At 66.8% G+C, this 13965-nt stretch carries 14 protein-coding genes and 1 pseudogene; 7 read left to right on the forward strand and 8 right to left on the reverse strand.

All coding sequences use genetic code 11. The features are described 5' to 3' along the window. Window positions 1-341 precede the first annotated feature (341 nt). Together DID96_RS25440 and DID96_RS25445 are read right to left on the reverse strand one after the other, a co-directional pair. A complete protein-coding gene (locus DID96_RS25440) occupies window positions 342-620 on the reverse strand; it encodes a DUF4148 domain-containing protein (protein WP_124602012.1) in 279 nt (92 codons plus the stop codon). Between the two features lie 59 nt (window positions 621-679). Beyond that, window positions 680-1024 (reverse strand): DUF4148 domain-containing protein, encoded by a 345-nt coding sequence (locus tag DID96_RS25445; RefSeq protein ID WP_124602033.1) that lies wholly within the window; start codon window positions 1022-1024, stop codon window positions 680-682. 267 nt (window positions 1025-1291) lie between these two features. Here DID96_RS25445 and DID96_RS25450 point away from each other — a divergent pair, with 267 nt between their 5' ends. Further along, on the forward strand, window positions 1292-1828 hold the full coding sequence (locus DID96_RS25450; RefSeq protein ID WP_124602013.1) for a sigma-70 family RNA polymerase sigma factor: 537 nt from the start codon (window positions 1292-1294) through the stop codon (window positions 1826-1828). Then, the gene (locus DID96_RS25455) at window positions 1828-2613 is read left to right on the forward strand and encodes an anti-sigma factor (RefSeq protein ID WP_124602014.1); all 786 of its coding nucleotides are present in this window, start codon (window positions 1828-1830) and stop codon (window positions 2611-2613) included. The genes DID96_RS25450 and DID96_RS25455 overlap by 1 nt, the downstream gene beginning before the upstream one ends. A gap of 98 nt (window positions 2614-2711) precedes the next feature. On the opposite strand, the gene DID96_RS25460 is transcribed toward DID96_RS25455, so the two are convergent. The 4 genes and pseudogenes from DID96_RS25460 to DID96_RS25475 all read right to left on the reverse strand — a co-directional run. After that, a complete protein-coding gene (locus DID96_RS25460) occupies window positions 2712-3053 on the reverse strand; it encodes a cupredoxin family copper-binding protein (protein ID WP_409333812.1) in 342 nt (113 codons plus the stop codon). A gap of 16 nt (window positions 3054-3069) precedes the next feature. Next, on the reverse strand, window positions 3070-4014 hold the full coding sequence (locus DID96_RS25465; protein WP_124602015.1) for a metallophosphoesterase: 945 nt from the start codon (window positions 4012-4014) through the stop codon (window positions 3070-3072). Between the two features lie 239 nt (window positions 4015-4253). Beyond that, the gene (locus DID96_RS25470; RefSeq protein ID WP_124602016.1) at window positions 4254-4634 is read right to left on the reverse strand and encodes a DUF3331 domain-containing protein; all 381 of its coding nucleotides are present in this window, start codon (window positions 4632-4634) and stop codon (window positions 4254-4256) included. 21 nt (window positions 4635-4655) lie between these two features. Next, a pseudogene (locus tag DID96_RS25475) lies at window positions 4656-4790 on the reverse strand (NAD(P)/FAD-dependent oxidoreductase); the annotation flags it as partial. 144 nt (window positions 4791-4934) lie between these two features. Between DID96_RS25475 and DID96_RS25480 the strand changes: the two are divergent. Beyond that, complete coding sequence (locus DID96_RS25480; protein ID WP_124602017.1) at window positions 4935-5588, forward strand: TetR/AcrR family transcriptional regulator; 654 nt, start codon at window positions 4935-4937, stop codon at window positions 5586-5588. 30 nt (window positions 5589-5618) lie between these two features. Here the strand turns inward: DID96_RS25480 and soxR are convergent, their stop codons facing one another. Then, window positions 5619-6089: a redox-sensitive transcriptional activator SoxR gene (gene soxR, locus DID96_RS25485; RefSeq protein ID WP_124602018.1), complete on the reverse strand. Its 471-nt coding sequence runs from the start codon at window positions 6087-6089 to the stop codon at window positions 5619-5621. A gap of 79 nt (window positions 6090-6168) precedes the next feature. Here soxR and DID96_RS25490 point away from each other — a divergent pair, with 79 nt between their 5' ends. The 4 genes from DID96_RS25490 to DID96_RS25505 all read left to right on the forward strand — a co-directional run bounded on the left by DID96_RS25490 (window position 6169) and on the right by DID96_RS25505 (window position 12600). Next, a complete protein-coding gene (locus DID96_RS25490; protein WP_124602019.1) occupies window positions 6169-7362 on the forward strand; it encodes an efflux RND transporter periplasmic adaptor subunit in 1194 nt (397 codons plus the stop codon). A 13-nt stretch (window positions 7363-7375) separates the two neighbouring features. Next, a complete protein-coding gene (locus DID96_RS25495) occupies window positions 7376-10549 on the forward strand; it encodes an efflux RND transporter permease subunit (protein ID WP_124602020.1) in 3174 nt (1057 codons plus the stop codon). Further along, window positions 10546-12057, forward strand: a complete 1512-nt coding sequence (locus tag DID96_RS25500) for an efflux transporter outer membrane subunit (RefSeq protein ID WP_124602021.1) — start codon at window positions 10546-10548, stop codon at window positions 12055-12057. The genes DID96_RS25495 and DID96_RS25500 overlap by 4 nt, the downstream gene beginning before the upstream one ends. Window positions 12058-12141: 84 nt before the next feature. Then, window positions 12142-12600, forward strand: a complete 459-nt coding sequence (locus DID96_RS25505) for a MarR family winged helix-turn-helix transcriptional regulator (RefSeq protein ID WP_124602022.1) — start codon at window positions 12142-12144, stop codon at window positions 12598-12600. Between the two features lie 180 nt (window positions 12601-12780). Here the strand turns inward: DID96_RS25505 and DID96_RS25510 are convergent, their stop codons facing one another. Beyond that, the gene (locus DID96_RS25510) at window positions 12781-13701 is read right to left on the reverse strand and encodes a LysR family transcriptional regulator (RefSeq protein WP_124602023.1); all 921 of its coding nucleotides are present in this window, start codon (window positions 13699-13701) and stop codon (window positions 12781-12783) included. Window positions 13702-13965: the final 264 nt, after the last annotated feature.

A 13965-nucleotide genomic window follows, 5' to 3' on the forward strand; every position in this document is an offset into this window, starting at 1 on the left:
CATTAGAGATTCATCGAGGGGACGCTTGTGAGAGACCGGTGTCGCTGTGGTTCAGCGCGCTTCGTCTCGGCAATGCGTCCCCGTCTCATTCCTCCTCCCAACCTTCCGCCGGTATTCCCGAGTGCGGACCCTTCCCGGTGTCATCGGCTCGGCGCCATGCAATGTCGGCAATGCTCGCCTTTGGTCGAATCGGATCGGCGAGAGTGCTTCGAACCGGTACGGCAACGGCGCAACGGAACGCGCGAACCCGGCAGCGTCTGCGCGGACAGCCGAGCCGGCATGTCCGCGCATCGCTTCACCCGTCATCGCGCAGGCACCGCTGCGCCGTCCGTCGTCCGCGCTTACTGGCGGGTCTGCATGGAGATTCCGGCCCCGGCTGTGCCGGTCGCGGCGGCAGACGCCGCTTGCGCGGCCTGCTGCGCGGCAACCCTCGCTTCCGCGGCCTGAATGTCGGCCGGATAGTTGCCTTCGTCGCCGGCGGAAGGATCGTATCCGGCGGCTTCGAGGCGATACAGCTCATCCAGTACCTGGGCGCGGGTGAGCGGGGCTGAAGTCTGGGCCATGGCCGCGTGGCTCGCGAGCAGCGCTGAAAAAATCAGAAATCCGAAATGATGTTTCATGATGAAGCTCCTGGAATGTGTCGCATGGGCGCTAAACGACGGGGAAGGTGCCCGTCGCGTCAGCTACCGAAGTACGGCGAGCAATAGCTGACCGGACCCGTGCAAGGCATCGTGTCCTGCAGCGCCGGTGCGGTTGCGCGCTTGCCCGCATCGGACGAACCGGCGGCCTGATTTCCCGATCCGCTTTGCTCGGGCTGGGTCTGCATGCGTTCTGCCTGCGGCCGGAACAGCGGACTCACGTCGGGGTAGGACGTATCCGTCACGAATCGCATTCCGTGGTTTTGCGCGTCGATCAATTCCTGACGGACTTCGGCGCGCGTCTTGCCTTGCGCGACCGCGTGTGTGGCGAATCCGGTTGCGGAAAGCACCGCAATGGAAAAGCCGATCATCAGATGCCTGCTCATGTCTCGCTCCTTCGAAAGAACAACAACGGGTCCTGCAACCAGTTCAACTTCGAAGGGCGCGCGTTTATTCCGCTCGTGAGGCATCTTGCGAGATTCGTCGAACGCGGGGAGTCCCGGTCGCGGTGTCTCGCGGTGCCATATGCGAATCGGCGTCGTCGCTCTCGAGCCGGATCTGAAATACGCGCAGCAGCCGGGAATAGAAATGGTGTTGCCGCGGTCATCACCTGTGCGAGTGCAGTTTCGGTCAAGTGACGATCCGGGTTCGGAATGGACGAGCAATCTTCTGCCAGGCGCTTCGAGGTACTGCTGCTGCCTCACATGCATTCGGCGTACAACGTCGCGCGATGGCTGGCACGCAGCGACCAGGACGCACAGGACATCGTGCAGGAAGCGTATATCCGCGCATTCCGGTTCATCGACCGGTTCGACGGCAACGACGCGCGTGCGTGGTTGCTGAGCATCGTGCGCAACGTGTTCTGTACGTGGTATCGGCAGAACCGGCGCCACGCGACCGAATCGCTGTCGCTCGACGACGAGGATGGCGCGCCGGACATCTGCGACGAACGCGCGTGCAGCCCCGAAACGCTGATGATGCGCGATCAGGATCGCCAGCGTGTGGTCAGCGCGCTCAGTCGCCTGAGCGTCGAGCATCGCGAGGTCATCGTGCTGAGGGAGATCGAGGGATTGTCGTACAAGGAAATCGCGAGCGTTGTCGGCGTCCCGATCGGCACTGTGATGTCGCGTCTGGGGCGCGGCCGACGACAGCTCGCCGCGATTCTGACGAGCGTGGGCCAGGAGGCGTGATGGATCATCAACAGGCAGTCGACTTGCTGTCCGCGTATCTCGACAACGAGTTGGGTCTCGCGCAGAGCGCGGCATTCGAGCGCCATCTGGCGCGCTGCAGCGCATGCAGGCAGGCGTTCGACACGCAGCGGCAGGTCAGTGCGCTGATGAAAGCGCCCGACCTCCGGTTTCACGCGCCGGATGCGCTGCGCGCGCGGATCGTGTCCGATCTGCGCGTCCGCAAGACGGCGCTGCAGCGCTTCACGCAATGGCTGGCGCCGCGCGGAACGCACGGCGTGCCGATCTGGGCGCCCGCCGGTGCAATGGCCGTCAGCGTGTTCGTGCTCGCGTGGAGCGGGTCGCTTTACCTGTCCGTGCCGAGCGCCGATGCCCAGCTCCGCTCGGAACTCGTCGACAACCATGTGCGTTCGCTTCAGGCGAGTCATCTGATCGACGTCGTGTCGACCGACCGGCACACGGTGAAGCCGTGGTTCGACGGGAAGATCGATTTTGCGCCACCGGTGCCGGAGCTCGCGAACGACGGCTATCCGCTCGTCGGCGGGCGGCTCGACTATGTGAACGGGCGCGCGGTCGCGGTGCTAGTGTACCGCTACAGGCTGCATCCGATCAATGTCTACGTATGGCCTGCCGACCGTGCCGCGGAGCAGCCTCATGTCTACGTGCAGCACGGTTACCGTCTAGCGCACTGGGCCACTGCGCACATGAACTACTGGGTCGTCACGGATGCGGACGCACGTGAGCTGGGCGGGTTCGTCGAACGCCTGCGCATGCGGGCCGGTTCGTAGCGCGACCGCAGTGCGACCGACACGACCGACATGCGGCCCGGCGACGTACCCCGATGACGGAGCGCGCCGCCGGACCGCACCGGCTGCGATGATCCGCGTCACTCGACCGTGATCGTTTCCTTCATGAACGGATGAATGCCGCAGAACACCTTGTAGACGCCCGGCTTGTCGAACTTGAACGAGTAGGTCTCATCCTCGTCGAGTGCTTTCGAATGGAAGATGCCGGCGTCGTTGACGATGGTGTGCGGCTCCGCGTCGAGATTCTTCCATGTGAGCGTCGTGCCCGCCTTGATCGTGGTGGACATCGGCGAAAACATGAAATTCTTGATCGTGACGACCGTGTCACCGGTGTTCTGCGCGAATGCCGGGACGGCGGTGCCGCACGCCGCGAAGCCCAGCGCGGCGGCGATCAGGAAGCGGGATGAAGGCTTGTGGTTCACGATGCACTCCTTGCGCTTAACTGAGGGTCGAGTCGTGCAGCGCCGACGCCGCGGGATGGCCGGCAATCGCGACGGTGGTCACGCCGAGCATTTTCGCGAGCTGGTCGCGCGGCACCGTGAGCGGCACGGGGCCGGGGCCGTTGCCGGCGGTCGGCTGCGGGAACGCGGTCGAGCGGGCGGTGTGGAACGTGATGTTGCCTTCGACCTTCGAAACGATCTGATGGATATGTCCGTTCAGCACCGTAACCGAGCCGAAGCGCTTCAGATAGCCGAGTGCCTGCGGCGCGTCACCGGTTCCCCAGCCCCACGGTTCGTAGATCGTCCACATCGGCATGTGCGAGAACACGACGATCGGCGTGCTCGACGAGCGGCCCTTGAGATCCTGTTCGAGCCACGCGAGCTGGTCGGTGCCGAAGCTGCCGAGCCCGTTCGGCTTGAAGTGCATCACATTGACGAGCGCAATGAAATGCACGCCGTCGTGATCGAAGCTGTAGTAGCCGCGATTGTCCGACGCCTTGCCGAAGCGGCTGAAATACTCGGCGCCGTTGCCGTCGGTCACGTCGTGCTCGCCCGGAACCGTATGAAGCTCGGAAATCGTCAAGCCGGACAGCAGCTGCGACGCAAGATCGAATTCCGCCGCTTTCGACAGGTGCGTGATGTCGCCGGTGTGGATCGTCAGCGCCGGCTTGTCGGGCATGCCGTTGACGAGGTCGATCGTGCGCTGGAGCGTGCTCGCGACGTCGGGGTTGGCTTCCTTGTTGAAGCCGATGTGCGAGTCGCTGATCTGCAGGAACAGCGGTTTGCCGAGGTTCGCGGGCGGCGCGCCTCCCTGTTGCGCCATTGCCAGATCGAACGGCGCGAGGACGCCGCCCGACAGCGTGAAGAGCGTCCCGAGGCCACCGAAGGCCATGCACTGCAGGGCTTTCCGGCGGGACGGGTTCGATGGATTCGATGATGACATGGGGGCCTCACAAGCGAATGGTGGGAACCGGACGGCCGGGTCGTCCGCGGAGAAACCGGCACCTTCTGCACGTGATACCGGTGTGCAACGGGTTTTATTCCCACTATGCGTGCGGGTGGCGTCCGGGAGGCGGCGAACGCGGAGTGCTGCCGTGATGCGGCGAGACGCGATGTAATGCGGCGCGGTCAGCCGTTCGTAAGCATCATGCGAGGCCGGGGCCGGCTTCCCCGTCAAGCCGCCTAGACAGCATCCAGACAGTCCGCGAGGATCATTGCGCCAGCATTCCCCGGCGTCGACCCGAGCAGTTGCGGCGCATAAACGCTGTCGCCGATCTCGATCGGCCGTCCGGACAGCGCACACGCGCCGCGCCGCCGCGTGGTGAACAGCCGCCATTTCTGATAACCGTAATGCCCGGTACACGCGTCGCACCACGAAATCATCACGCAATCGGGCGCCGGCCGTTCGAGCACGCCGATCGTCGGCCGGCTCGACGGGTTCCACGCCGGCAGTTTGTCGCGTGTCGTGCTGCGTCGCCGATCCGCCGCCGACCACAATGGCGGCATGCCGATGCTGCCGATTTCCGCGACGGTTCGAAGCCAGGGCGCTGCGCTGTCATCCATGATGTCAGTCCTTTCGAGTCACACGTGCGTCGGGCTGCGGTCGATCCACGTGACTTCCGTGCGACCGGGGCGGCCGAGCCGTTCGCCGAGGCGGGTCGCGAGTTGCAAACCGGCGATGCCGCCGCCGGCGATGACGATGCGGAGGGGTTCTGACATGGTTAAATCATCACGTGATGAATAAGGTATGATCCTAGCGCTTCGATGCTTGACGTGTCAATCGAAGGGGGTGACCGTCCGGTTCCGGAATGCGGGGCGGACGCATGGTCGAGGCAAGTTAATACAGGAACGGAGCAGGAAAACGTGGATGAAGTCTCTGAGCGGTCGCCGGCGAAGCGGCGCGCGCGCGGGCGGCCGCTGCCGGGCGCATCCGTCGGGCCGGACGTGATTTTGCGGGCGGCCCGCGGAATGTTTGCAAAACGTGGCTACGACGCGACGAGCGTGCGTGAGATCGCGCGCGAACTCGATGTAGATGCGGCGCTGATCGCGCACCATTTCGGGAGCAAGGAAACGCTGTGGCTCGCGGTCGTCGAGCAGATCGCGGAGCTGGCTGCGCCGCTGTTCGACGCGCAGCGCGCGTTGCGCACGTCGTCGCTGTCACGCCGGGCGCGCGTCGAGCGCGCGCTGGAACTGGGCATCGACATGGTGTTCGCCGAGCCGGATATCGGGATGTTCTTCTCGACCGCCACGACGGAGCAGGGCGAGCGGCTCAACCGGCTGCTCGAGCGGCTCGTGCGTCCATATCACGCGGTCATGGTGCCGCTGCTGACCGACGCGGCCGAAGCCGGGGAAATCACGATGACGGATCCCGACGTGATGTTCTTCATGCTCGAAAACGCGATCGGCACGACGGTCGCGTACAGCCATCTGATGCACGAATTCACGTCGCTGCCGACGCGTCCGCAGCAATTCAAGGAAGCCGTGCTCGCGACGGCGATCAACCTGCTGGGGCGCTGAGCGACGCGGGCCGGCGCGCCCGCGCGGCCGTCAGACGGGTGGCGGATCCCCGAGCCACCGCCGCGCGCCCGGCCCGCGCCGGCCCGCACGATCGTCGGCGTTCGTCAGCTTGCAGCGCTTCAGCGACAGGCAGCCGCAGCCGATGCATTCGTCGAGATTGATGTACAGCCGCTGCAGTTCCTCGATCCGGTCCGCGACGCGCTTCTTCCATCCTCGTGACAGCCGCTGCCAGTCCTTGTTGGTCGGCAGCGTGTCGGCCGGCAGGCTCACGAGCTGCTCGGCGATCTCGTCGAGCGAATAGCCGATCTTCTGCGCGAACACGATGAAGGCGATGAGCCGCAGCACCGAGCGCGGATAGTGGCGATGGCTCGAGCCGTTGCGCTGCGAGCGGATCAACCCGCGCGACTCGTAGAAGCGCAGCGTCGACGCGGGTACGCCGCTGCGCGCGGCCACTTCGCGAATCGACAGCAGCGGCCATTTCGTCTCTTCGGTGATACCCATGCAAGCCTCCGGGAATTCTTGACTTAAAGTTAACTTCAACTTTTAAGCTACGCGGCAGTTTAACGTACCGCGAGGCTCCATGCTCTCTTTTCCTGTCCGCAAGACGCCGTTCTGGGGCGCCGTCTGCGCGCTCCTGCTTGCGTTGTCCGGTTGTCATGAACGCAATGACGGTCCGCCGGCCCAATCCCCGCCCGAAGTCGGCATCGCGACGATCGCACCGCGTACCGTGCGTCTCGCCGACGAGTTCAACGGCCGTGTCGAGGCAGTCGACGCGGTCGAATTGCGGCCGCGCGTGAGCGGCTATCTGCAGCGCGTCGCGTACAAGGAGGGCGATCTCGTGCCGCAAGGCACGGTGCTGTTCGTGATCGATCCGCGTCCGTACCGGATCGCGCTCGATCGCGCCACCGCGCAGCGCCAGCGGGCGCGCGCGGCGGCCAGCCTCGCGCAGGTGCAGCTCAAGCGCGTGCAGACCCTGATCGACGCGCACGCGACGTCGCAGGAGGAACTCGACAACGCGCACGCGACCGATGCGCAGGCGCGCGCGGACCTGCAGGCGGCGGAAGCCGCCGTCGCCGACGCGCAGCTCAACCTCGGCTTCACCGAAGTGCGTGCGCCGATCGCGGGCCGCGTCGGCCGTGCGCTCGCGACGGTCGGCAACCTCGCGCGCGCCGACGACACGCTGCTGACCACGGTCGTGTCGCAGGATCCCGTCTACGTGTACTTCGATTGCGACGAGCAGAGCTACCTGCGCTACAACGCGCGGCGCGCCGACCCGGCGCATCGCGCGATCGGCGCCGATCCGGTGCGCGTCGGCCTCGCGAACGAGACGGGTTTCCCGCACGCGGGCACGGTCGATTTCCTCGACAACCGGCTCGACCCGGCCACGGGCACGATCCGTGCGCGCGTGCGCCTGTCCAACGCGGACCACACGTTCACGCCGGGGCTCTACGCGCGCGTGCAGCTCGTCAGCGGCCGCGACCAGGATGCGCTGCTGGTCGACGACAAGGCGGTGCTGACCGACCAGGACCGCAAGTACGTGTACGTGGTCGGCGCGGGCGACAAGGCGCTGCGCCGCGACGTGACGATCGGCCGCGCGCTGGACGGCGAGCGGATCATCGAGAAGGGGCTGAAGGCCGGCGACCGCGTGATCGTCGAAGGCGTGCAGCGGATCTACTATCCGGGCGCACCGGTGAAGCCGAAGGCGCTCGCCGTGCAACCCGTCGCCGCGACGCTGCCTGCATCCGCCGATGCGGCGGCGCCGGCTGCGCAGTGACGGGAGGCGCGATATGGATTTCTCCCGTTTCTTCATCGACCGCCCGATCTTCGCGGTCGTGCTGTCGATCGTCATCTTCGCGCTCGGGCTGATCGCGATTCCGATGCTGCCCGCGGGCGAGTATCCGGAAGTGGTGCCGCCGAGCGTGGTCGTGCGCGCGACGTATCCGGGCGCGAACCCGAAGGCCATCGCCGAATCGGTCGCCGAGCCGCTCGAAGAGGCGATCAACGGCGTCGAAGGGATCATGTACATGAAATCGGTCGCGGGTTCGAACGGCAGCCTGCAGGTGGTCGTCACGTTCGCGCCGGGCGTCGATCCGGACACGGCCGCGGTGCGCGTGCAGAACCGCGTGAGCCAGGCGCTGTCGCGCCTGCCCGACGAAGTGCGCCAGTACGGCGTGACGACGCAGAAGCAGTCGCCGACGCCGCTGATGTACGTGAGCCTCTACTCGCCGGACAACAGCCGCGATTCGCTGTACCTGCGCAACTACCTGACGCTGCACGTGAAGGACGAGCTGTCGCGGATCACCGGCATCGGCGACGTCGGCGTCAATGGCTCCGGCGACTACGCGATGCGGATCTGGCTCGATCCGAACCGGCTCGCGTCGCGCGGGCTGACCGCGAGCGACGTGATCGCGGCGGTGCGCGAGCAGAACGTACAGGTGTCGGCGGGCCAGCTCGGCGCGGAACCGTCGCCGAAGCCCGCCGATTTCCTCGTGTCGATCAACGTGCGCGGCCGCTTGCGCACGGTGCAGGAGTTCGGCGATATCGTGCTGCGCAACGGCGACGACGGCCAGGTCGTGCGGCTGTCGGACGTCGCGCGGCTCGAGCTCGGCGCGGGCGACTACACGCTGCGCGCGTTCTTCAACGACAAGCATTCGGCCGTGATCGGCGTCTTCCTGTCGCCGGGCGCGAACGCGCTCGAGGTCGCGAAATCGGTGTACGCGAAGCTCGACGAGCTGTCGAAGCGCTTCCCGCCCGGCATCGCGTACCGGCCCGTGTGGGACCCGACGGTGTTCGTGCGCGAGTCGATCCGCGCGGTGCAGCACACGCTGATCGAGGCGGTCGTGCTGGTGGTGTTCGTCGTGATCCTGTTCCTGCAGACCTGGCGCGCGTCGATCATTCCGCTCGTCGCGGTGCCGGTGTCGGTGGTCGGCACGTTCGCGTGGCTGCTGCTGCTCGGCTACTCGATCAACACGCTGACGCTGTTCGGGCTCGTGCTCGCGATCGGGATCGTCGTCGACGATGCGATCGTCGTCGTCGAGAACGTCGAGCGCAACATCGCACAGGGCCTGAGCCCGCGCGACGCCGCGCACCAGGCGATGCGCGAGGTGTCCGGCCCGATCGTCGCGATCGCGCTGGTGCTGTGCGCGGTGTTCGTGCCGATGGCATTCATGTCGGGCGTCACGGGCCAGTTCTACCGGCAGTTCGCGGTCACGATCGCGATCTCGACCGTGATCTCGGCCATCAACTCGCTGACGCTGTCGCCGGCGCTGGCCGCGAAGCTGCTGCGGCCGCATGGCGCGCCGAAGGATGCGCTCACGCGCGCGCTCGACCGCGCGTTCGGCTGGCTGTTCCATCCGTTCAACCGCTTCTTCGAGCGCAGCTCGGACAGCTATCACGGCGTGGTCACGCGCACGCTGAAGCGCCGCGGTGCGGTGTTCGCGGTCTACGCGGTGCTGCTCGCGGCGACGGCGCTGCTGTTCAACACGGTGCCGGGCGGTTTCATTCCGGTCCAGGACAAGCTGTACCTGTTCGCGGGCGCGAAGCTGCCGGAAGGTGCGTCGCTGTCGCGCACGAGCGCGGTGGCCGAGCAGATGATGAAGATCGCGCGCAGCACCGACGGTGTCGAGATGGTGCCGGGTTTCGCGGGGCTGAACGCGCTGCAGGGCGTGAACACGCCGAACATCACCACGTCGTACATCATCCTGAAGCCGTTCGACCAGCGGCATCGCAGCGCCGCGCAGATCAACGCCGAGCTGAATGCGCGCTTCGCGGGCATCAGCGGCGGGATCGCGTATGCGCTGTTGCCGCCGCCGATCCAGGGCCTCGGCAACGGATCCGGCTATTCGCTGTATCTGGAGGATCGCGCGGGCCTCGGCTACGGCGCGCTGCAGAACGCGCTGTCAGTGTTCCAGGCCGCGGTCGCGAAGACGCCGGGCATGCGCTATCCGGTCAGCTCGTACCAGGCAAACATCCCGCAGCTCGAGGTGAAGGTCGATCGGCTTAAAGCGAAGGCGCAGGGCGTCGCGCTTACCGATCTGTTCGACACGCTGCAGGTCTATCTCGGCTCGACGTACGTGAACGACTTCAACCTGTTCGGGCGCGTCTACCGCGTGATGGCACAGGCGGATGCCGGCCATCGCCAGACCGCGGCGGACATCGCGAACCTGCGCACGCGCAATGCGAAAGGCGAGATGGTGCCGATCGGCTCGATGGTGACTGTCGAGCCCACCTACGGGCCGGACCCGGTCGTCCGCTACAACGGTTTTCCGGCTGCGGACCTGATCGGCGACGCGGACCCGAAGGTGATGTCGTCGTCGCAGACGATCGCGAAACTTCAGCAGATCGCGAAGGAGGTCCTGCCGCCCGGCATTACGCTCGAATGGACCGACCTCAGCTACCAGCAGGTCACGCAGAGCAATGCGGCGATCGTCGTGTTCCCGCTCGCAGTGATGCTCGTGTTCCTCGTGCTCGCGTCGCTGTACGAGAGCTGGACGCTGCCGCTCGCGGTGATCCTGATCGTGCCGGTGTGCATGGCCGCTTCACTGTTCGGCGTGTGGCTGTCGGGCGGCGACAACAACGTGTTCGTGCAGGTGGGTCTCGTCGTGCTGATGGGCCTTGCGTGCAAGAACGCGATCCTGATCGTCGAGTTCGCGCGCGAGCTGGAGATCCAGGGCAAGGGCACCGTCGAAGCCGCGCTCGAAGCGTGCCGCCTGCGGCTGCGCCCGATCGTGATGACGTCGGTCGCGTTCATCGCGGGCTCGGTGCCGCTCCTGATCGGCAGCGGCGCGGGCAGCGAGGTGCGTGCGGCCACCGGCATCACCGTGTTCGCGGGGATGCTCGGCGTCACGCTGTTCGGGCTGTTCCTCACGCCTGTGTTCTATGTGACGATCCGCAAGCTCGCGGGCGGCACGCCGGCCGTCTGGAGCGAACAGCACGGCACCCTCGAAGGAGAAAACCGATGAGCGCCGTTTTCCGTCTTTCCGCGCTCGCGATGTCGGTGACACTCGCCGCGTGCGCGGTCGGCCCCGATTTCAAGCGGCCTGATACGGCCACCGCTGCGCGGTTTGCGCGCGACGCGCATCCGGCGACCCAGCGTGACGCTTCGATACCCGATGTGCCGCCCGATGCGACGGACGCCGCCGATGCCGCGTTCTGGCGCGGCTTCGGCGATCCGGCGCTGACCGGGCTGATCGACGCGGCGCTCGCGGCGAATCAGGATCTGCAGGTTGCCGTGTCGCGCTACGACGCATCGAACGCGCTGCTGTCGCAGGCGACCTTCGACCGCTATCCGACGATTACGGCGAGCGGCCGGATCGGCCATCAGCTGTCGAGCAAGGACCAGGCGTTCGGCGCGCCGCGCAGCCAGCGCGATACGCCGATTTCCAGTGTCGGGATCAACGCCGCGTGGGAACTCGACCTGTTCGGCCGCGTGCGGCGCTCGATCGAATCGCAGCGCGCGGAAACGGCCGCGAGTGCCGCGGACGTGCGCGCGGTGCGCATCGCGATCGCGGGCGAGGTCGCGAGTACCTACGTCGACCTGCGCGGCTCGCAGGAGCGGCTGCGGATCGCGCGCGAGAATGCCGCGAACCAGAAGCAGACGCTCGCGCTGATCAATGCGCGCGTCGGCGCGGGGCGCGGCTCCGAACTCGATGCGGCGCGCGCCCGTGCGCAGTACGAATCGACGACGTCGCGGATTGCCGTGTACGAAGCGGCCATCGGCGTCGACGAGCACCGGCTCGCGGTGCTGACAGGGCAGACGCCGGACGCGCTGATCGGTCGGTTCGACGCGCCGAAGGACGTCCCCTCGGGCGGCGTGCCCGTGCCGCTGCCGGCGCTCGCCGCCGACATCGATCCCGGCACGCCGGGCGACCTGCTGCGCCGGCGGCCGGACGTGGCGGCCGCCGAAGCGCGGCTGCATGCGGCGACCGCGCGCGTGGGCGTCGCGACGGCCGACCTGTTTCCGCGCTTCACGCTGTCGGGGCTGCTCGGCAGCGCGACGAACAGCTACGGGTTCTTCCGCGCGGGCAGCGACACGAACCTGATCGCGCTCGGCATCGACTGGTCGTTCCTCGATGTCGGCCGCGTGCGTGCGCGGATCGCCGCGAGCGATGCGGAAGCGGCCGGCCAGCTCGCGCAGTACCGGCAGACCGTGCTCGGTGCGCTGGAGGAAACGGAGAACGCGTTGCTGCGCGTGGCCCGCACGCGTGACGAGACCACCCACCTCGTGCGTGCCGCGGACGACAGCGCGCGCGCCGCGCAGCTCGCGCAGACGCGGTTCTCGGCCGGCGCGATCGACTACTACGAAGTGCTCGACGCGCAACGGACGCTGCTGCAGGCGCAGGACGCGGCGGCCGACGGGCGGATGCGCAGCGCGGCGTCGACGGTCGCGCTGTACAAGGCGCTTGCCGGCGGCTGGCCGTCCGGCGACGGGCCGCGTGCGCAAGGCCCGCTCGCGCAGTCGGCGCGGTAGCTCTGCCGGTCCTTTGCTTCCTTGTGAATTGCATCGCGGTAGAATTTAATTGCAACTGCAATTCAATGAGAGGAACGACCTGGCATGAGCGCACCCGAACCCGATCTGTGGTTCTCGTTCGTCCGCGCGCACCGGACGATGATTCGCGAGATCGAGCACCGCCTCGCGGATGCCGGCCTGCCCGCGTATGCGTGGTACGACGCGTTGTGGGGTCTCGAAAGCGGGCTCGACGGTACGCGCCGCATGCACGAGCTGGCCGACGTACTCGCGATCGAGCGCTACAACCTCACGCGGCTCGTCGATCGGCTCGAGCAGGAGGGGCTCGTCACGCGCGCCCGCTCGGCGGACGATGGCCGGGCCGCGTATGCGAGCATCACCGACAAGGGGCGTGCGCTGCGCAAGAAGATGTGGAAGGTGTACCAGTCGACGGTCGCGGAACTCTTTCTCAGCCAGTTCGGCGCCAAGGAGCAGATGGCGATGGCCGCCGAGCTCGATCGCGCAACGGGCGCCGCGCGCGAAGCGGCCGCCGACGCGAAGAAGTAGTCGCGGCCGTCGGTTGTGCAGATCAATCTGGTGACCGCGTCGACGACGCCGAATCAACTGCTGCTGCGGCTCGGCATGGCGGTCAGGTTCTGACGCGAGCGGGGGCGGGCGCGTATTCGTTCGCCGGCCGGCGCGCCGCAGGCCGCGGCAACGGCACGTGACCGTGCGGCATGTCGGCGCTCAGGTGGTCGCGCGGGCCTTGACCGTCATCCGGCAGACGGTCGCGAGCGCGAGCAGGTTCGGGTCGCGCTCGCGGCGCTGCAGGAAGCTGAGGCCGATGGTCTGGCGCATCGTGTGCTGTCCGGCAAGCGGCACGAGTGCGATCTTGTGCGCGAACAGATCGCGCACGCGGCCCGGCAGCAGCGTATAGCCGACCCCGCCGCCGACCAGGTTGATCAACGAGAAGATGTCGCCAACCCGCATCACGACGTTCGGCGTGAAATCGGCGATGCGGAACGCCTCGACGAAACCCTGGTGAGTCGCGAAGCCTTCGCCGAGCGACACGAACGGCGCGTCGCGGCACGTGCCCAGATCGATCGTGTCGCGCTGTGCGTACGGCGAATCGATCGGCGCGGCGAAAAACATTTCATCGTCGAACAGGGCGATCGATTCGATCTCGGCGTCATGCTCGGGCATGGCCATCAGCGCCGCATCGATCGCGCCTTGCCGGAGCTTGTCCAGCAGGTCCGCGTTCGAGCCGAGCACGAGTTCCGCCTGCAGCTCGGGCCGCCGTTCCTTGAGCGCGATCACGACCTCGGGCACCGTGCGGATCGTCAGCGAATAGAGCGAGCCGATTTTCAGCTGCCCGGCACTGTAGCCGGCGGCCTCGCGCGTCGCGCGGATCCCGTCGGTCATCGTCTTGATCACTTCGCCCGCGACTTCGGCGAGCACCTGTGCGGCTTCGGTCGGAATCAGGTTGCGACCTTCGTGGCGGAACAGCGCGCAACGCATGCCTTCTTCGAGCGAGTGCAGCGCGCGGTGCACGCTGACCGTGCTGACGTTCAGCGCGTCGGCCGCCTTCGCGAGACTGCCGGTTTCCATGAAGGCGAGGAGTACTTCGAGCTTGCGGAACGTGATCTCTTCGTTGATGCGATTGCGCATGGTCGGGGCGCCGGAAGGATGTCGACCGGAAATTCTGCCCCGGAACCCCGGCACCGCACAATGCGGGCGTCGCGTCACGCACGCGTCTCATACGGCCGCCGGACATTTAGTCTGCGGCTAATGCTCAGCCTTCCGGATTACTCATAGGTCAGAAATTTAGCGGACAAATGGTCTATGCTTGAGCGACAGCTATTGACAGGATCGCTCATGAAACGAGACGGCCGGAGCCTGGCTCACAACACGCTTGAAGAGATGCGCATATTG

It is taken from the genome of Burkholderia sp. Bp8963, from assembly GCF_003854275.1.
Lineage (GTDB): Bacteria > Pseudomonadota > Gammaproteobacteria > Burkholderiales > Burkholderiaceae > Burkholderia.